The following is an 18,932-nucleotide window of genomic DNA, read 5'->3' on the forward strand; positions in this document are numbered from 1 at the left end:
GGGGCGCGCCGTACTGTGACGGTGTGGCACATCGACTGGATCCGCACCGCTCGCTGGCCGGCCTCGCAGCCGCAGCCGTTGCGCTCGGGGTGGCGGCGCTGCTGGCGATTCCGCTTGGGCCACACGCCGATTCCCGCACCGCGGTCGGATCGGTCGTCATCGACCTGACGCCCGGGCCGGTCAAGGAGTGGGCGATCCAGACCTTCGGCACCAACGACAAGCTGTTCCTGACCGTGGCGGTGCTCGTGGTCATTGCGGTGATCGCCATGGTGACAGCACAATTCGAGGACCGGAAGCTCGGCAGTATCGCCTTGGGGCTGGCCGGGGTGCTGGGCGGCGCCGCGGTGCTGTCGCGCACCGGCGCCCGCCCGGTCGACGTCATCCCGTCGCTCGTGGGCGCTGCGGCGGGCATCGCGGTCCTGCGGCTGCTGGTCGCCGATCGCGTCAGGCCCCCGGCGCCGGAACCGGGAGCAGATACCGATCCCGGCCGGCGTCGATCGCTGGCGGCGCTGGGTTTCCTCGCCGCCGGCACCCTCGCCGGCGTCATCGGGACGGTGCTGGGCCGCGCCGCGTCGTCGGCCGCGGGTGACCGCAACGCCTACACCCCGCCGGCGCCCAAGGTCCCCGGCCCGCCGATTCCGCCCGAGGTGCAGCCCGCCGACGTGGACCTGGCGCCGTTCATCACTCCGACGGCCGACTTCTACCGCATCGACACCGCGCTGTCCGTCCCGCAGGTGCAGCGCCAGGACTGGCGGCTGCGGATCCACGGGATGGTCGATCGCGAAGTCACCTTTCGTTTCGATGAGCTGGCCCAGTTCGAGGCCATCGACAAGGTCGTCACGCTCACCTGCGTGTCGAATCCGGTGGGCGGCAACCTGATATCGAACGCCACGTGGACGGGCTACCGGGTGCGCGACCTGCTGGCGCGGGCCGGCGTCCATTCCGACGCCGACATGGTGCTGTCCAAGTCCATCGACGGGTTCACCGCGGGCACTCCCGTCGAGGCACTGACCGACAACCGCGACGCGTTGCTCGCCGTCGCCATGAACGGCGAACCGCTGCCGACCGAACACGGCTACCCGGCGCGGCTGGTGGTCCCGGGTCTGTACGGCTACGTCTCCGCGACCAAGTGGCTCGTCGACCTCGAACTCACCAGATTCGATCGGGCCGAGGCCTATTGGACGAAGTTGGGCTGGTCCGCGCACGGGCCCATCAAGACCGAGTCGCGCATCGACGTACCCCGCGCCGGGTCCGGCGTGCCGATGGGTACGGCGACGTTCGGCGGCGTCGCGTGGGCGCAGAACCGCGGGGTCCGCGCGGTGGAGGTCCGGATCGACGACGGCCCATGGCGACCGGCGACGCTGGGCGCCGCGTACTCGAACGACACCTGGCGGCTCTGGAGTTACACCTGGCAGGCAGACCAGCCCGGGCGGCACACCATCACCGTCCGCGCCACCGATGGCACCGGCGCGCTGCAGACCTCGGAGGTCGCCGACGTCGTTCCCGATGGCGCGACGGGCTGGCATTCGGTGTCGTTCACCGTCGCCTGACCGGCGCCCGAAATATTCGGTTGGCGAGCCGGATCCGCTTCACTACGGTGGCCGGATGACCGAACCCGCCCAGCAGTGGCGCGCCGGCCTCCGGTCCCGGCTCATCGCGGCACGCAAGGCCAAGGACAACGTTGCGGTCGCGGCGCTCCGCAGCGCACTCAGCGCCATCGACAACGCCGAGACCCCGGACGTGCCGCTGCCGCGGGCCGGCGCCATCGCCGACAGCGCCCACGGTCTCGGCGCCGCCGAGGTCGCCCGCCGACATCTCACCGACGACGAGATCCAGGAACTGATCGGCACCGAGGCAGACGAGCGTCGGGCCGCGGCCGGACAACTACGGGCGGCCGGCCACGGGGACCGCGCCGCGCAGGTCGAGGCGGAGGCCGCCGTACTGCGTGCGCTGCTCGACAGCGCCTGAACATGTCGGTGCCCCATGCCAAGCTGGGGTCATGCTGCTCTCCGACGTCGCCACGGCCTCGGCCGAAGTCGGTGCGGTGTCTGCCCGGTCCGCGAAGATCGCGCGCATCGCGGCTCTCCTCGGGAGTGCGGCCGATGATCCGGCGACCGTCGCCGTCGTCGTGCACTGGCTGTCCGGTGAGCTGCCGCAGCGGCAGATCGGGGTCGGGTGGGCGGCGCTGCGCGCGCTGCCGCCGCCGGCCGCCGGCGACCCGACGCTGACGGTCATCGAGGTCGACGCCGCGCTGACGGCCATCAAGGCGGTGGCCGGCAAGGGTTCGGGGGCCGCGCGCTCCGCGCTGCTCCACGGTTTGTTCGGGGCGGCCACCGAGGTCGAGCAGACCTTTCTGCGTGGGCTGCTCAGCGGCGGGCTGCGCCAGGGCGCGCTGGCAGGCGTGATGGCCGACGCGGTCGCGAAGGCCGCCGGCATCGCCGCCGCCGACGTGCGCCGTGCCGCGATGCTCGGCGGCGACCTGGCCACGGTCGCTGCCGCCGTGATGTCCGACGGCGTCGCGGGCCTGCGGCGCTTCACCCTCACCGTGGGCCGCCCGGTGAGCCCGATGCTGGCCCAGACTGCCACCGATGTCGGCGATGCCCTCGAAAAGCTCGGTGGCACGGCGATATTCGAGACGAAGCTCGCCGGCGTCCGGCTGCAGATACATCGGTCGGGCACCGACGTGTCGGTCTACACCCGCAGCCTCGACGACATCACCGCCCGGTTGCCGGACGTGGTGCGCGCGGTGCTGGCGCTGCCCGTGACGGACCTGATCGCCGATGCCGAGGCCCTGGCCATGCGTCCCGACGGCCGCCCGCACCGGTTCCAGGTCACGTCCTCCCGCATCGGCAAACGCGCCGATGATGGGGCGCAACCCCTTTCGGTGTACTTCTTCGACATCCTGCACCGCGACGGCACCGATCTGCTGGACCAGCCGGCCGAACACCGCCGCCAGGCGCTCGACGACGTCGTTCCCGAACCGCTGCGGGTCGGGCGCTGCGTCACCTCCGATTCGGTTGTCGCCCAGCAGTTCCTCGACGACACGCTGGCCGCGGGCCACGAAGGCGTGATGGCCAAACACCCGGAGTCGCCCTACGAGGCGGGCCGGCGTGGCGCCGGGTGGCTGAAGGTCAAGCCGGTGCACACGCTCGATCTGGTGGTGCTCGCGGTCGAGTGGGGATCCGGACGGCGCACGGGCAAGCTGTCGAACATCCATCTGGGAGCGCGGGATCCGGTCACCGGTGGCTACGTCATGCTGGGCAAGACCTTCAAGGGGATGACCGACGCGATGCTCGACTGGCAGACCGCCCGGTTCACCGAACTGGCCGACGGCCCGATGGACGGCTACGTCGTGCGGCTGCGCCCGGAGCAGGTCGTGGAGATCGCGTTCGACGGAGTGCAGGGGTCGAGCCGCTACCCCGGCAAGATGGCGCTGCGGTTCGCCCGGGTGCTGCGCTACCGCGACGACAAGCGGCCGGAAGAAGCCGACACCATCGACACCGTCCGGTCGCTGTACGAACGCTGAGTGTTACCCCGCGATTCGGGGCCACCGATGACAGGATGTGGGGCATGTCGCAAGCCACCGCGCACCCCGGCGAATCCGTCGGGGACGTCACCTATGTGCGTACCGACCCGGACCTGCCACCGGTCGCGATCATCGACCGCTCGCCCATCACCACCCGACATCGGGTGATCTTCGGCGTCATCGCCGTGGTCGCCGCCGTGGCGTGGGCCGTAATCGCCCTCGCGCGTGGCGAGACGGTCAACGCGGTGTGGTTCGTCATCGCCGCGATCTGTACGTATGTCATCGGATACCGGTTCTACGCGCGGCTGATCGAGATGAAGATCGTCAAACCCCGCGACGATCACGCGACCCCGGCCGAGCTCCTCGAGAACGACACCGACTACATGCCGACCGACCGCCGGGTGCTGTTCGGTCACCATTTCGCGGCCATCGCCGGCGCCGGCCCCCTGGTCGGCCCTGTGCTGGCCATGCAGATGGGCTACCTGCCGGGCACCATCTGGATCATCATCGGCGCGGTCGTCGCCGGTTGCGTGCAGGACTACCTGGTGCTGGTCATCTCGACGCGGCGGCGCGGCCGCTCGCTCGGCCAGATGGCGCGCGACGAGCTCGGGCCCATCGGCGGTATCGCCGCGATCGTCGCGGTGCTGGTGATCATGGTGATCCTGCTGGCTGTGCTGGCTCTCGTCGTGGTCAACGCGCTCGCGGAAAGCCCGTGGGGCGTGTTCTCCATCGCGATGACCATTCCGATCGCGATCTTCATGGGGCTGTACCTGCGGTACCTGCGGCCCGGCCGGGTGTCCGAGGTGACACTCATCGGCGTCGCGCTGCTGCTGCTCGCGGTGGTCTCGGGCGGTTGGGTCGCCGAAACCTCCTGGGGTGCAGACTGGTTCACGCTGTCCAAGGTGACGTTGTCGTGGTGCATCATCGTCTACGGCCTGGCCGCGTCGGTGCTGCCGGTGTGGCTGCTGCTCGCGCCACGCGACTACCTGTCGACGTTCATGAAGGTCGGCACCATCTCGCTGCTGGCGGTCGGCATCCTGATCGCCCACCCGGTCATGTCGGCTCCCGCCGTGTCGCAGTTCGCCACCCGGGCCGACGGTCCGGTGTTCGCCGGCGCGCTGTTCCCGTTCCTGTTCATCACCATCGCGTGCGGCGCGCTGTCCGGCTTCCACTCCCTGATCTCCTCGGGCACGACGCCGAAGCTGCTGGAGAAGGAAGGGCAGACGCGGCTCATCGGCTACGGCGGCATGCTGACCGAGTCGTTCGTCGCGATCATGGCGCTGATCACCGCGGCGATCATCAACCAGCACCTGTACTTCGTCATCAACTCCCCCGGGGCGGCGACCGGCCCCACCGCGGCAACCGCCGCGACCTACGCCAACGGGTTGGGCCTCTCGGGAGCCCCGATCACCGCACAAGAGATCACCACTGCCGCCACCGATGTCGGTGAGCACTCGGTGGTTTCGCGTACCGGCGGCGCACCGACGCTGGCGCTGGGCATGTCGGAAGTACTGCACCAGGTGTTCGGCGGGTCGAGCATGAAGGCCTTCTGGTACCACTTCGCGATCATGTTCGAGGCCCTGTTCATCCTGACCACCGTCGATGCCGGCACCCGCGTCGCACGCTTCATGCTGTCCGATGCCCTGGGCAATCTCGGGGGGCCCCTGCGGAAGCTGCGCGATCCCAGCTGGCGGATCGGCGCGTGGAGCTGCAGCCTCCTGGTCGTCGCGGGCTGGGGCAGCATCCTGCTGATGGGCGTCACCGATCCCCTCGGCGGCATCAACACGCTGTTCCCGTTGTTCGGTATCGCCAACCAGCTGCTCGCCGCCATCGCACTGACGGTCGTCACCGTCGTGGTGATCAAGAAGGGCCTGCTGAAATGGGCCTGGATTCCCGGGCTGCCACTGTTCTGGGACGCCCTGGTCACCCTCACCGCGTCGTGGCAGAAGATCTTCTCCCACGACCCCAAAATCGGTTACTGGCAACAGCATTCGCAGTATGTGGCGGCCGAGGCGGCCGGCAAGACGAGCTTCGGCTCCGCGAAGAACCCCGACCAGATCGACGCCGTCATCCGGAACACCTTCATTCAGGGCACGCTGTCCATCGTGTTCGCGCTGCTGGTGGTGATCGTCGTGGTCGTCGGCATCGTCGTCGCCATCCAGGCCATCCGCGGCGGCGGCCGGCCCCTCACCGACGACGAGGCGGTGCCGTCGCGGCGGTTCGCCCCGCGCGGCCTCTTCGCCACCGACATCGAGAAGGAGGTGCAGAAGCAATGGGACGCGCTGCCCGACTCGCACGCCAGATCAGTTGGTACTGGTCATCACTGATGGGCGACAACCACTACGCCCGGTATCTGGACCACCACCGTCGCAGCCACACCGGCGAGCCGGCGCTGACCGAGCGCGAGTACTGGAAGGCGCGGCACCGCGCCGCGGATCGCAACCCGCAGGGCCGCTGCTGCTGAGCGGGCACGCCAGGTGAACAGCTGACCGTCGGGCCGGCGGGCAACGACCGTCTACACAACCGTCCGCACAGTGGACGCACACCGCTGTCGGCACCGCACAGGGTGGTACCAAAAGAGACGCCCCTCACTCCGTGGTACTAAATTCCTGTATGGACAGATGTCCAGTTGTTGCCCGACCAGCTTTAGGAGAAACGTGCTGTTCACGGTTTCCGACGTCACCGACGCCGTCGCTGCAGCCATCCCGGACCGGACCCTGATCATTCAGGGCGATCGCCGCTTCACCTACGCCGAGGTCGTCACCCGCGCCAACCGGCTCGCCGCCTACCTGCACGCACAGGGCCTGGGCGTGCACACCGAGCGCGATCAGCTGGCCGGCCACGAAGTCGGGCAGGACCTGGTCGGCATCTACGCCTACAACGGCCCCGAGTTCGTCGAATCGCTGCTCGGCGCCTTCCGGGCCCGGGTGGCACCGTTCAACGTCAACTACCGCTACGTCAAGGCCGAGCTGCAGTACCTGCTGAACGACGCGGGTGCCTCCGCCCTGATCTACCACGCCGCGTTCGCTCCGACGCTGGCCGAGGTGCTGCCAGAGCTGCCGAACCTCAAGGTACTGATCCAGATCGCCGACAGCTCGGGCAACGAGCTGCTGCCGGGTGCCGTCGACTACGAGACCATCGTGACCACCGATGTCCCGCCGCCGCCGGTGACGCCGTCGCCCGACGACCTCTACGTGCTGTACACCGGGGGCACCACCGGTATGCCCAAGGGCGTGCTGTGGCGCCAGCACGACATCTTCATGGCCTCGTTCGGCGGCCGCAACGCGATGACGGGCGAGCCGGCGCAGTCGGCCCAGGAGATCGTCGACCGGGCCTCGGCCGCCGGCGAGATGCGGATGATGATCCTGCCGCCGCTGATGCACGGCGCCGCGCAGTGGGGCGTGATGACCGGCATCAACAACGGCCAGACCATCGTGTTCGCCAAGGATGTCGAGGGCTTCAACGCCAAGGAGATCGTCGAGACCATCGCGCGCGAGAAGATCGCCATCGCGACGGTCGTCGGTGACGCCATGGCCCGGCCGCTGGTCACCGCGATCGAAGAGGCGATCGCCGACGGCAGCCACGACCCGACCTCGCTGGTCATCGTCGCCAACGGTGGCGCGCTGTTCACCCCGGCCGTGAAGGGCCGGCTCGTCGCCGCTCTGCCCAACGCGATGGTGATCGACGGCGTGGGTTCGTCGGAGACCGGCGCGCAGATGTCGCACGTGTCGACCAAGGCCAACGTGTCCAGCGGCACCTTCACCGCCGGCCCGGCCACCCGGATCGTCTCGGAGGACTTCTCCGCGCTGCTGGCTCCGGGCCACGAGGGCAACGGCTGGCTGGCCCAGGAGGGTTACGTGCCGCTCGGATACAAGGGCGACGCGGCCAAGACGGCCAAGACGTTCCCGGTGATCGACGGCATCCGCTACGCGGTGCCGGGCGACCGGGCCCGGCTGCTGGAGGGTGGCACCGTCGAGCTGCTCGGCCGCGACTCGGTGACCATCAACTCCGGCGGCGAGAAGATCTTCGCCGAAGAGGTCGAATCCGCCATCGCCTCGCACCCTTCCGTGGTCGACGTCGTCGTCGCCGGACGCCCGAGCGAGCGCTGGGGCAACGAGGTCGTCGCCGTCGTGGCGCTGGCCGACGGCGCCGAGGCCGACGCCGCCGAACTCATCAAGCACGCCTCGGAGTCCATCGCCCGCTACAAGCTGCCCAAGGCGGTCGTCTTCCGGCCGACCATCGTCCGCAGCCCCGCGGGCAAGGCCGACTACCGCTGGGCCAAGGAGCAGGCGCTCCAGGACTAGCCCGCAGCCCACCTCCCCTCGCGGGCTGGGGGCACCGCCCGCTTGCGGGGGAACGCAAAACTGTCGATTTCGCAACGAAAACGACAGTTTTACGTCTGCTCGCGGGGAGAATTCACGCCCCGAACCGTGCCAATGGATCGGCGGTCGCCTCGATCTTGGCGACGAGTCCGTCGCGGATCGTCAGCACCACCACCGCGAAGAGCTGCCGGTGCGCGAACGCCAACAGGACGGGTTGACCGAGCGGACCGGCGACGACGGTGGTGCCCGGCCCGAGGTAGAGCATGAGGTTCTCGGCGACGCGCTGCGGGCCGTGGTTGACGATGGGCGGGATCGGCGGATCGGTGAGCACCGTGCCGACGCCCCAGACCGTCGGATCCAGTACGGCGGCCAGTGCCTGCACGTCGCCGCCGGCGCAGGCGGTGATGAACTTCTCGGTGACCAGTTGATGGTCGGGCGCCTCGATGTCGTCGGCGCGCACGTCGGTACCCGCCACCTTCGCGCGGGCCCGACGGGCCAGCTGCCGGCACGTGCCGACCGGACGGCCGACGGTCTCCGCGATCGACTCGAACGGGACGCCGAACACGTCGTGCAGGATGAAAGCCACGCGCTCACCGGGACTCAACTGCCGTAGCACCCGCAGCAGGGCGCTCGACACCTCGTCGTCCAGGGCGACGCGGTCCGCCGGGTCTGGCTCACTCGATGCCAGTGGCGGCATCGCGTCCTGCTCGGTCGGTTGTTCCCGCCGCGCCCGCGCCGACCGCACCAGGTCCAGGCACAGCCGCCCGGCGACGGTCGTCAGCCACGCGCGGACGTCCTCGATCTCACCGGGAAGCGTGCGGGACAGTCGCAGAAACGCTTCCTGCGCAACATCTTCGGCGTCGCCGACGTCACCGAGCATCTGGTACGCGAGGTTGACCAGATACGGATGGTGGTGGCGCCAGGCCGCGGTGAATTCGGTGGTTTCTGTCATCAGTTGAAGACGATTCAGGGTGCTGAAAAGTTACCCCACCGCCTCATCCTTCGGGCCGTAACTTTCCCGAGGGGTGCTCCGTCCTTGATGCATGACCATTCTCATCACCGGGGCCACCGGCAACGTCGGTCGCCCACTCGTCGAACAGTTGCACGCCGCAGGCATGAAGGTCCGTGCCGTCACCCGTAATCCGTCGCCGCATTTCCCGGCCGGGGTCGAGACCGTCGCGTCCGTCCGCGACGGCCTCGCCGGAGCCGCGGCGGTGTTCCTCAACTCCCGCGCCCTCGGACCGGACCTGGCGTGGACCGTCGAGGCCGCGAAAGACTCCGGCGCCAAGCTGGTCGCGCTGTCCGCGATGAACGTCGACGAAGACTTCACGCGGCAGCCCTCGCGCCTGCGCGGCGACCGCAACAAGGAGGTCGAACAACTGGCCGTCGACTCGGGACTGCCGTGGGTGAGCCTGCGGCCGGCGTTGTTCGCCACCAACTTCATCGGTATGTGGGCGGGGCAGCTGCAGGCCGGCGACGTCGTCGCCGGACCCTACGCGTCCGCATCCAGCGCGCCGATCGTCGAGGCCGACATCGCGGCCGTTGCCGCGCACGCGCTGCTCACCGATGACCTCGACGGTCGCAGGATTTCGCTGACGGGGCCGCAGTCGCTCACCAACGCCGAGTTGCTCGCCATCGTCGGCGACGTGCTGGGGCGCGCTCTGCACTACCGGGAAATCCCGGTCGCACAGGTCCGCGAACGCTTCGTCGCCATCGGCTTCCCCGCCGAATTCGGCACCGCCTACACCGCGCTGCTGGCCGAAACGGTCGGCCGCCCGGCACCGGTGACCGACGAGGTCGAGCGCATCCTCGGCCGCCCCGCCACGACGTTCACCGAATGGGTGGGTCAGCACCGCGGCGCCTTCACCCCGCGATTGGAGACCAGCCATGTCTGAGCCGCGCACATCGAATCCCCGGCCGCCCCGCTACCTCAAGCAGATGAACAAAGTTGTTGTCGCCGTAGGGAAACTCGGCATCCCGGTCGGTCCGGCCATGGTGCTCACCGTGCCCGGCCGCAAGACCGGCACGCCGCGGAGCACCCCGATGACGCCGTTCGTCGTGCACGGCGAGATGTACGCCGTCGCCGGCTATCCGGGTGCGCACTGGGCCCTCAACGCCCGCGCCGCCGGCACCGGCACCTTGACGCGGGGCCGCAAGTCGCGGCCCGTGCGGATCACCGAGTTGACGGTCGACGAGGCTCGCCCGGTGCTGCGCGAGTTCCCCGTCCAGGTACCCGTCGGCGTGAAATTCGCCAAGAGTTCGGGCATGGTCACCGAGGGCACGCCCGATGAATTCGAGTCGCTGGCAGGCAGACTCGCGGTCTTCCGGTTCGATCCGCTGGGCTGATCCGGAGATCACGCAAGCCGTCGAACTCTCAGCGGTAGGCGCTGCCCTGCTCGCGGTCGAGGTAGGTGTCGGACTTGTTCTTCAAGAAGAACAGGTACACCAGCAGCGACGCCGCGATACAGACGGTGACGTAGGCGATGAACAGCGGCACGTCGCCCCGGGCCTTGAGGGCCTGGTAGATCAGCGGTGCGGTACCGCCGAAGATCGAATTGGCCAGCGCGTAGCCGACGCCGACGCCGAGGGCCCGCACGTGGGCCGGGAACAGTTCGGACTTCACCAGCGCATTGATCGAGGTGTATCCCGTGAGGATGACGTATGCGACGGCAACCAGCAGGAACGACATGATCGGCGAGTGCGTCTGCGGCAGATAGGTGATGAGGACGTACGTGTAGACCAGCCCGCCGAAGCCGAACCACAGCAGTAGGGGCTTGCGGCCTATCCGGTCGCTGATCATTCCGCCGATCGGCTGGATCAGCATCAGGAAGATCAGTCCGAGCAGGTTGATCCAGGTCGCGGTCATGGGTTGGTTCTTGTAGGTCGCCTTGACCATCGCCGGCGCGTTGACACTGTACGTGTAGAACGCGACGGTGCCACCGAGCGTGATCAGGAAGCACAGCAGCAACGGCTTCCAATAGCGCGAGAACAGCACCCATATCGAACCGGCATGGGGCTCCTTGCCCTCCTGAATCGCCTCGAGGGTCTCCTTGGACAGCGACTCGTCCATGCTGCGGCGCAGCCAGAACACCACCACCGCCGCGACACCGCCGACCGCAAAGCCTATGCGCCAACCGAATTCGCTCACCTGCGCGGTGCTCAGCGCCGTGAGGATGATGAGCAAGGTGAATTGGGCCAGCACGTGCCCACCGACCAGGGTGACGTACTGGAACGAGGAGAAGAACCCACGGCGTTCCCTGGTCGCCGCCTCCGACATGTAGGTCGCCGACGTGCCGTACTCGCCGCCGGTGGCGAACCCCTGCACCAGCCGGCAGATGATCAGGATGATCGGTGCGGCGACGCCGATGCTCGCCCGCGAGGGAACCAGGGCGATCACCATCGAGCAGGCGGCCATCAGCGAAACGCTGACCATCAGTGCGGCGCGGCGGCCCCGGCGGTCGGCGAAGCGGCCGAAGAACCACGATCCGATGGGCCGGGTGACGAACGTGACCGCGAAGATCGCGTACACGTAGATCGTCGAATTCTGGTCGGCCTTGTCGAAGAACTGGTTTTCGAAGTACGTGGCGAAGACGGTGTAGACGTAGACGTCGTACCACTCGACGAGGTTGCCCGACGATCCCCGGATGGTGTTCCAGATGGCGCGCCGGGTCGCGGCGCGGCCCGACGGCGTCGGCGTGTCCTCGGTCAGTGCGGTCATGCTGCTCTCCAACGGTCGGCAACGAACGGGTGTGGGCACATCATTGCGGCGAACCGACGCCAAGGAACGGGATCTGGCCACAGCGCCGTTTTCCTTGCACGATTCACAGATTCACACAGACCGTACCCCCGGGCGACACCGGCTCACCGGACTTCAGCCCTCGCGGATGACCCCGCGTGCGCAGAGGTGCTCGGTCAGCGGGGCCACCCCGACCTCGAAGTGTTCGGCCATCGCCGTTCGGGCCGCTTCACCGTCGCCGGCCTGCAGTGCGGCGATCACCCGGCGGTGGTCCCGGATCGACAGATCCGGCCAGCCCTCCAGTGTCGGGAACACGGCTTCAGGCGCGTAACGGGTTATGCCGGACATGAATTGGGTCAGCTTGGGTGAGTCGGCGACGACGTTGATCAGCCGATGGAACTCGTGGTTGAGCTGCACCATGCGGTCGACATCGGTGTGCTGGTAGGCCTGCTCAAGCGCGTCTTGAATCCGGGTGAGTTCCGAAACCTGGGCCGCGGTGATGTTCTCGGCGGCGCGGGCCGCGAGTTCCCCGCCGACGAACGCCTGCACCATGGCCACATCGGAGACATCGCGGGCGGTGACCTCCAGGACCATGAAGCCGCGTCGCGGGTGCTGCACCAACAGCCCCTCGGCCCGCAGGTTCAGCAGCGCCTCCCGGACCGGGGTGACGCTGACACCCAGCTCGGTGGCCAGCTGGTCGAGCCGCAGATACTCCCCCGCCGGGAAGGTGCCGTTGAAGATCCGGCGGCGGACGTAACGCGCCACGTCGTGCGAAAGCTGTGCGGGCGCGGCGAATTCGGGTTCAGATGCGGTATTCATTGAGCAGGCTCTTGCTGATGATGGTCTTCTGGATTTCGCTGGTGCCCTCGCCGATCAGCAGGAACGGCGCGTCCCGCATCAGCCGTTCGATCTCGTACTCCTTCGAGTAGCCGTAGCCACCATGGATCCGGAAGCTCTGCTGGGTGACCTCCGAACAGAACTCGCTGGCAAGGTATTTCGCCATGCCTGCCGCGACGTCGTTGCGCTCCCCCGAGTCTTTGAGCCGCGCCGCATTGACCATCATCAGATGCGCCGCCTCGACTTTCGTGGCCATCTCGGCGAGCTGGAAGGCGATGGCCTGGTGGTCGGCGATCGGCTTGCCGAACGTCTCCCGCTGCTGGGCGTACCGCACCGCCAATTCGAAGGCGCGGATACCGACACCACAGGCCCGCGCCGACACGTTGACCCGGCCGACCTCGATACCGTCCATCATCTGGAAGAAGCCCGCACCCGGCTTGCCGCCGAGTACGTCGTCCGCGCCGGCGCGGTAGCCGTCGAAGATGAGCTCGGTGGTGTCGATGCCCTTGTAGCCCAGCTTGTCGATCTTGCCCGGGATGGTCAGGCCGGGTTTGACCTCGCCGAAGCCGGTCGGCTTCTCGACCAGGAACGCGGTCAGGTTGCGGTGCGGCTTGTCCGCGCCCTCATCGGTTTTCACCAGCGCCGCAACCAGAGTCGAGCTGCCACCGTTGGTCAGCCACATCTTCTGCCCGGTGATGGTGTAGCCACCGTCGGCATCCCGGACACCCCTGGTGCGGATCGCCGCGACATCGGAACCCAGCTCCGGCTCGGACATCGAGAAGGCGCCGCGCACCTCGCCGGTCGCCATGCGGGGCAGGTAACGCTGCTTCTGCTCGTCGGTGCCGTGCTGGCGGATCATGTACGCGACGATGAAGTGGGTGTTGATGACGCCCGAGATGCTCATCCAGCCGCGGGCCAGTTCCTCGACGCACAGCGCGTACGTCAGCAGCGACTCACCGAGCCCGCCGTACTCCTGCGGGATCATCAGGCCGAACAGGCCCATGTCTTTCATCTGATCGACGATGGCCTGCGGGTAGGAGTCCGAGTGCTCGAGCTCCTGGGCCGCGGGAATGATCTCCCGGTCGACGAATTGCCGCACGGTGGCGACGATTTCGCGCTGCACCTCGGTGAGGCCGGCGGTCTGGGCGAGACGAGTCACGATGCCACCCTTTCGAAGACAGCGGCCAGCCCCTGGCCGCCTCCGATGCACATGGTTTCCAGGCCGTAGCGGGCATCCCGCAGGTGCAGTTCGCGGGCCAGGGTCGCGAGCATCCGGCCGCCCGTCGCGCCGACGGGATGGCCGAGCGAGATACCCGAGCCGCGCACGTTCGTGCGTTCCCAGTCCCCGTCGGTGAACTTCCATTCCCGGGTGCACGCCAGCGCCTGCGCGGCGAAGGCCTCGTTGAGTTCGATCAGATCGATATCGGCAAGAGCCAGGCCGGCTTTGGCCAGTGCGACCTCGGTGGCCGGCACCGGTCCGATGCCCATGACGTTCGGCGGCACCCCGGCCACACCCCACGACACCAGCCGCACCAGCGGCGCCAGCCCCAGTTCGGCCGCGCGCTCGGGGGTGGTCACGATGCACATCGACGCCGCGTCGTTCTGCCCACTGGAGTTTCCGGCCGTCACGGTGGCATCCGGATCGTTCTTGCCCAGTACAGGTTTGAGCTTGCCCAGCGCTTCGACGGTGGTGTCGGCGCGCGGATGTTCGTCGGTGTCGATCACCTGGTCGCCGGTGCGGGAGCTCACCATGACGGGCACGATCTCGTCGGCCAGGACGCCACTGCGTTGCGCCGCAACGGCTTTCTGGTGCGACCGCACCGCCAGGGCGTCCTGCTCCACGCGGGATATCGCGTACTGCCGGCGCAGGTTCTCGGCGGTCTCGAGCATGCCACCGGGCACGGGATAGTTCTTGCCACCGGCGGTCGTCCGGCCTCGCGCCAGCCCGTCGTGCACGGTGATGCCACCCCGCGCGCCACCCCAGCGCATGTCGGTGGAGTGGAATGCGACGTTGCTCATCGACTCGGCACCACCGGCGATCACGAGATCGTTTGCGCCACTGGCGACCTGCATGCACGCCTGGATGACGGCCTGCAGTCCCGACCCGCAGCGCCGGTCGACCTGCATGCCGGGAACCGTGACCGGCAACCCGGCGTCGAGCGCCACCACGCGGCCGATGGCCGGCGCCTCACTCGACGAGTAACAGTGCCCGAGAATGACGTCCTGCACCGCCTCGGCCGGAATCCCGGTGCGCTGCAACAGTCCCCGCAGCGCCGCAACGCCCAGCTCGACCGCGGTCAGTGACTTGAACATGCCGCCGTAGCGGCCGATCGGGGTACGTACCGGTGCGCAGATGACGGGACTGGTCGCGGTCATCTAGATGTGCCGTCCCCCGGTGATTTCCAGGACGCAGCCGGTCATGTACGACGACATGTCCGACGCCAGGAACGTGACCACCGACGCCACTTCGCTGGGCTCGGCGGCCCGTCCCATCGGGATCTCCGCCAGTTTCTGGTCCCAGATACGTTGCGGCATGGCCTCGGTCATCGCGGACCGGATCAGGCCCGGCTGCACGGCGTTGACCCGCACGCCGAGGTGGGCGACCTCCTTGGCCGCTGCCTTGGTCAGACCGACGATGCCCGCCTTCGCGGCTGAGTAGTTGGTCTGGCCGATGAGGCCGACCTTGCCCGAGATCGACGAAATGTTGATTATGGCACCGCTTTTCGCCTCCCGCATCACATTGGCCGCGAGCCGGGTGCCGTTCCAGCAGCCTTTCAGGTGCACATCGATGACCTGATCGAACTGCTCCTCGGTCATCTTGCGCATCGTGGCGTCGCGGGTGATGCCGGCGTTGTTGACCATGATGTCGAGGCCACCCCATGCGACGGCGGCGTCGATCAGCGCCTGGACGTCGGCGGCGGACGTCACGTCGCACCGGACGGCCTTGGCCACCTCGGCGCCACCGAGCTTGGCGACAGCCGCCTCGGTCGCCTCGAGATTCAGGTCGCCGATCACGACGCGGGCGCCCTCGGCGATGAAGCGTTCCGCGATCGCGTATCCGATCCCCTGGGCTCCGCCGGTGATCACCGCGATACGTCCGTCCAGCAGCGGCATGGTCGTGCACTCCTCCTGATCGACTGAACCGGTCATCGCAGCACCCGACGACCAGCTTCATACATAAAATATGATATTTCTTGCATCAAACCAGAAGCACCGTCGTGTTGCGCAAGGAGACCCCACATGGCCGAACCCACCGGTTCCCCCGTCGCAGAAGTCAGCGATCAGGATTTCCGCGACATTCTCGACGCGACCCGCCAGTTCGTCCGTACCGCGGTGGTGCCGCGGGAGCTGGAGATCATGACCGAGAACCGGGTGCCCGACGACATCCGGGATCAGGCCAAGAACATGGGCCTGTTCGGCTATGCCATCCCCCAGGAATGGGGCGGCCTCGGGCTCGATCTCGTCCAGGACGTCGAGATGGCGATGGAGTTGGGCTACACCACGCTGGCCGTCCGCTCGATGTTCGGCACCAACAACGGCATCGCCGGTCAGGTGCTGGTCGGCTTCGGCACCGACACCCAGAAGCAGCGCTGGCTGGAACCGATCGCCAGTGGCGACTGCGTGGCATCGTTCGCGTTGACCGAGTCCGGCGCCGGTTCCAACCCGGCGGGCCTGCGCACCAAGGCCGTGGCCGACGGGGACGACTGGATCATCACCGGCCACAAGCGATTCATCACCAACGCGCCCACCGCGAATCTGTTCGTGGTGTTCGCCCGGACCCGGCCGGCCGACGCCGACGGACCCGGCATCGCGGTGTTCCTGGTCCCCGCCGACGCTCCCGGCGTCGTGGTCGGACCGAAAGACGCGAAGATGGGCCAGGAAGGGGCCTGGACCTCCGACGTCACGTTCGACGATGTGCGGGTCGGTCCGGATGCCCTCATCGGCGGCAATGAGGACATCGGCTACCGCGCCGCGCTGACGTCACTGGCCCGGGGACGGGTGCACATCGCCGCCGTGGCGGTGGGCGCGGCGCAACGCGCGCTCGACGAGTCGGTCGCATACGCCGCGACCGCCACCCAGGGCGGCACCGCAATCGGCGAATTCCAGCTGGTCCAGGCGATGTTGGCGGACATGCAGACCGGCGTCATGGCCGGTCGCGCCCTGGTCCGTGATGCCGCGCAAATGTGGGTCAGCGGCACGGACCGACGCATCGCGCCGTCCGCCGCGAAGCTCTTCTGCACCGAGATGGTCGGCAAGGTCGCCGACCTGGCCGTGCAGGTGCACGGCGGTAGCGGGTACATGCGCGACGTGCCCGTCGAACGGATCTACCGCGACGTGCGTCTGCTGCGGCTGTACGAGGGCACCAGCGAGATTCAGCGTTTGATCATCGGTGGCGGCCTGGTGAAGGCGGCACAGCGCTCGGCTGCGGGCCGCTGACGCGACCGCGCGACCTGGCGGTCCGCGCTCTCACCTGGCCGCCTCCAGCAATCATCCGATGATTCGCACGATCGACTCGACCACGGCCGCCGGCTTATCCGATCCCTCGATTTCGACGGTTACTGTCACGGTCGCCTGAACGGCACCGTCCAGCTCGTCGACTTTCGAAATGACCGCACCCGCCCGAACGTTTGCTCCGACCTTGACCGGTGTGATGAATCGCACCTTGTTATAACCGTAATTGACGGCCAATGCGACGTTGTCGACGCGATAGAGCTGGTGCATGAAATGCGGTAGCAGTGAAAGCGTCAGCAAACCATGGGCAATTGCGCCGCCGAACGGGCCCGCGGCGGCGCGCTCAGGATCGACGTGAATCCACTGATGGTCGTCGGTGGCGTCGGCGAACAGATTCACCCGCTCCTGGGTGATTTCCATCCACTCCGTCGGCCCAAGCTGACTACCTGCTGCTGCGACGAACTCGGACAGATTGTCGAAGACCTTCACGCTTGCTCCTCTCGGGCGCGGCCGCTTCCCGGGCCGCACCGCTATTACTTCTAACGCGTCCGTCAGGGCAGCACAATGCACAGATTTTCGGCCGATGCCACCTACTTAGCCACTCAAAGTTCGCCATCTTGGGGCATCGCCTACGCTAACCTGCACATATAGCAATATCCGGGATTGCCAACGTCCATTGCACCAGCACACTCGGTTTGACCAATTCTTCGGCCCGCCGAAGGCCGACAGACAACGTTTCACCACTAGTTGGCTGCAGGACCCCGAGCAATTGTCAATACCTGTGGATCGGGGTGTTTCAGGCGACCTCCGTTTCGGTGTGTTGATCGCCGTCTGACGGTGGTGTCGGTGGGGTGATGTCGGTGGGTCGTTCGAGCAGTTTGCCTTTGTGGAAGACCGCTCCGGCGCGGACGAGGGCGACCAGATGTGGGGCGTTGACGGCCCGCCAGCGGGCTTGGGCGGCGTCGATCAGCTTGTAGGCCATGGCCAATCCAGCGGCCCGTGATCCCGGACCCTTGGTGACCTTCGTTCTCAAACGCACTGTGGCGAAGGTGGATTCGATCGGATTCGTGGTACGCAGATGGATCCAGTGCTCGGCGGGGTAGTGGTAGAACTCCAGCAGGACATCGAGGTCGTCGACGATCTTGGCGACCACTTTCGGGTACTTCGCGCCGAAGGCAACCGCGAAGGCCTTGACCGCGACCTGAGCTTTGTAGCGCGCCATCGCCGACGGCCAGCACTGGGGCGGTCATGCCGCGGCGTTTGCAGTCGCGCAGCAGATCCGCCCACGACTCGCATGACTCCCGATAGCCGTCGGTGATCGCCACGAGTTCTTTGCGGCCGTCAGCGCGCACGCCGAGCATCACCAGCAGGCACAGCTTCTCCTGGTCCAGGCGGACCTTGAGGTGAATGCCGTCGACCCACAGGTAGACGTAGTCGCTGCCGGACAGGTCCCGGGCAGCGAACGTACGGGCTTCGTCTTGCCACTGCGCGGTCAGACGGGTGATCGTGGTGGCCGACAACCCGGCACCCGAGCCGAGGAACTGCTCGAGTGCGGGCCCGAAGTCGCTGGTTGATAGGCCGTGCAGATACAGCAGCGGCAGCACCTCACTCATCTGCGGGGACTTGCGTGCCCAGGCCGGCAAAATCGCCGAGGAAAACCGCTGCCGCTCACCAGAATCGGGGTCGACACGGCGGTCGTTGACCCGCGGCGCTTTCACCTGCACGGCACCGGCCGCGGTCAGCACCTCACGCGGCTGGTGATAGCCGTTGCGGACCACCAGTCGGTGACCGTTCTCGTCGAGCTGATCAGCGAATGCGGCGACGTACGCGGCGACCTCGGCCTGCAGTGCAGCGGCCAACATCTGCCGGGCTCCGTCGCGGACGATCTCGTCCAACAACGACCGGCCGGCCTCGCCGCCGTTGGCCTCCTCGGCATCGTGAACTACGGTGAGCATGGGCGTACCTTCCCAACCAGCGCGCCAACGCCGGTCTTGATCGAATACCTGATTCCGTGATGATCATCCTCGGGAAGGTGCGCCCACTTTCAGGCCGCCTCGCC

The 18,932-nt window shown here is 67.7% G+C and carries 16 protein-coding genes and 1 pseudogene; 9 read left to right on the forward strand and 8 right to left on the reverse strand.

Features of this window, described 5'->3' with window-relative positions:
- Positions 1-23: 23 nt before the first annotated feature.
- The 6 genes from ACZ5IQ_RS18940 (at position 24) to ACZ5IQ_RS18965 (ending at position 7,830) form a co-directional block, all read left to right on the forward strand.
- Positions 24-1,550: a molybdopterin-dependent oxidoreductase gene (locus ACZ5IQ_RS18940; protein WP_135357339.1), complete on the forward strand. Its 1,527-nt coding sequence runs from the start codon at positions 24-26 to the stop codon at positions 1,548-1,550.
- 55 nt (positions 1,551-1,605) lie between these two features.
- Positions 1,606-1,968 carry a GatB/YqeY domain-containing protein gene (locus ACZ5IQ_RS18945; protein ID WP_061005231.1) on the forward strand — a complete coding sequence of 121 codons (363 nt, stop codon included), beginning with the start codon at positions 1,606-1,608 and terminating at the stop codon, positions 1,966-1,968.
- Positions 1,969-1,999: 31 nt separating this feature from the next.
- Positions 2,000-3,526: an ATP-dependent DNA ligase gene (locus ACZ5IQ_RS18950; RefSeq protein ID WP_464480102.1), complete on the forward strand. Its 1,527-nt coding sequence runs from the start codon at positions 2,000-2,002 to the stop codon at positions 3,524-3,526.
- Between the two features lie 44 nt (positions 3,527-3,570).
- Entirely contained in the window at positions 3,571-5,853 is a 2,283-nt protein-coding gene (locus ACZ5IQ_RS18955; protein ID WP_174814005.1) for a carbon starvation CstA family protein, read from the forward strand.
- Positions 5,853-5,990 (forward strand): YbdD/YjiX family protein, encoded by a 138-nt coding sequence (locus ACZ5IQ_RS18960; RefSeq protein WP_322790394.1) that lies wholly within the window; start codon positions 5,853-5,855, stop codon positions 5,988-5,990. Before ACZ5IQ_RS18955 ends, ACZ5IQ_RS18960 begins: the two co-directional genes overlap by 1 nt.
- Positions 5,991-6,147: 157 nt before the next feature.
- Complete coding sequence (locus ACZ5IQ_RS18965) at positions 6,148-7,830, forward strand: acyl-CoA synthetase (protein ID WP_407665069.1); 1,683 nt, start codon at positions 6,148-6,150, stop codon at positions 7,828-7,830.
- 112 nt (positions 7,831-7,942) lie between these two features.
- Here the strand turns inward: ACZ5IQ_RS18965 and sigI are convergent, their stop codons facing one another.
- Positions 7,943-8,800, reverse strand: coding sequence for an RNA polymerase sigma factor SigI (sigI, locus tag ACZ5IQ_RS18970; RefSeq protein ID WP_464480103.1), 858 nt, complete (start codon positions 8,798-8,800; stop codon positions 7,943-7,945).
- Between the two features lie 91 nt (positions 8,801-8,891).
- Between sigI and ACZ5IQ_RS18975 the strand changes: the two genes are divergently transcribed.
- Together ACZ5IQ_RS18975 and ACZ5IQ_RS18980 are read left to right on the forward strand one after the other, a co-directional pair.
- Positions 8,892-9,743, forward strand: a complete 852-nt coding sequence (locus tag ACZ5IQ_RS18975; RefSeq protein WP_464480104.1) for an NmrA family NAD(P)-binding protein — start codon at positions 8,892-8,894, stop codon at positions 9,741-9,743.
- A complete protein-coding gene (locus ACZ5IQ_RS18980) occupies positions 9,736-10,194 on the forward strand; it encodes a nitroreductase/quinone reductase family protein (protein ID WP_064860724.1) in 459 nt (152 codons plus the stop codon). Before ACZ5IQ_RS18975 ends, ACZ5IQ_RS18980 begins: the two co-directional genes overlap by 8 nt.
- A 28-nt stretch (positions 10,195-10,222) precedes the next feature.
- On the opposite strand, the gene ACZ5IQ_RS18985 is transcribed toward ACZ5IQ_RS18980, so the two are convergent.
- The 5 genes from ACZ5IQ_RS18985 to fabG form a co-directional block, all read right to left on the reverse strand.
- A complete protein-coding gene (locus ACZ5IQ_RS18985) occupies positions 10,223-11,566 on the reverse strand; it encodes an MFS transporter (RefSeq protein WP_064860725.1) in 1,344 nt (447 codons plus the stop codon).
- A gap of 153 nt (positions 11,567-11,719) precedes the next feature.
- Positions 11,720-12,403: a GntR family transcriptional regulator gene (locus tag ACZ5IQ_RS18990; protein ID WP_061005220.1), complete on the reverse strand. Its 684-nt coding sequence runs from the start codon at positions 12,401-12,403 to the stop codon at positions 11,720-11,722.
- Positions 12,387-13,580, reverse strand: coding sequence for an acyl-CoA dehydrogenase family protein (locus ACZ5IQ_RS18995; protein ID WP_061005218.1), 1,194 nt, complete (start codon positions 13,578-13,580; stop codon positions 12,387-12,389). The genes ACZ5IQ_RS18990 and ACZ5IQ_RS18995 overlap by 17 nt, the downstream gene beginning before the upstream one ends.
- Positions 13,577-14,797, reverse strand: a complete 1,221-nt coding sequence (locus tag ACZ5IQ_RS19000) for an acetyl-CoA C-acetyltransferase (protein WP_406802605.1) — start codon at positions 14,795-14,797, stop codon at positions 13,577-13,579. The genes ACZ5IQ_RS18995 and ACZ5IQ_RS19000 overlap by 4 nt, the downstream gene beginning before the upstream one ends.
- Complete coding sequence (fabG, locus tag ACZ5IQ_RS19005; protein WP_135357352.1) at positions 14,798-15,535, reverse strand: 3-oxoacyl-ACP reductase FabG; 738 nt, start codon at positions 15,533-15,535, stop codon at positions 14,798-14,800. It abuts the gene before it with no gap.
- Positions 15,536-15,661: 126 nt separating this feature from the next.
- On the opposite strand from fabG, the gene ACZ5IQ_RS19010 reads away from it, so the two are divergent.
- A complete protein-coding gene (locus tag ACZ5IQ_RS19010) occupies positions 15,662-16,858 on the forward strand; it encodes an acyl-CoA dehydrogenase family protein (RefSeq protein ID WP_406802606.1) in 1,197 nt (398 codons plus the stop codon).
- Between the two features lie 51 nt (positions 16,859-16,909).
- Here the strand turns inward: ACZ5IQ_RS19010 and ACZ5IQ_RS19015 are convergent, their stop codons facing one another.
- On the reverse strand, positions 16,910-17,362 hold the full coding sequence (locus tag ACZ5IQ_RS19015; protein WP_064860726.1) for a MaoC family dehydratase: 453 nt from the start codon (positions 17,360-17,362) through the stop codon (positions 16,910-16,912).
- 307 nt (positions 17,363-17,669) lie between these two features.
- A pseudogene (locus ACZ5IQ_RS19020) lies at positions 17,670-18,828 on the reverse strand (transposase).
- Between the last annotated feature and the right edge of the window lie 104 nt (positions 18,829-18,932).

Source organism: Mycobacterium toneyamaense (genome assembly GCF_055384815.1).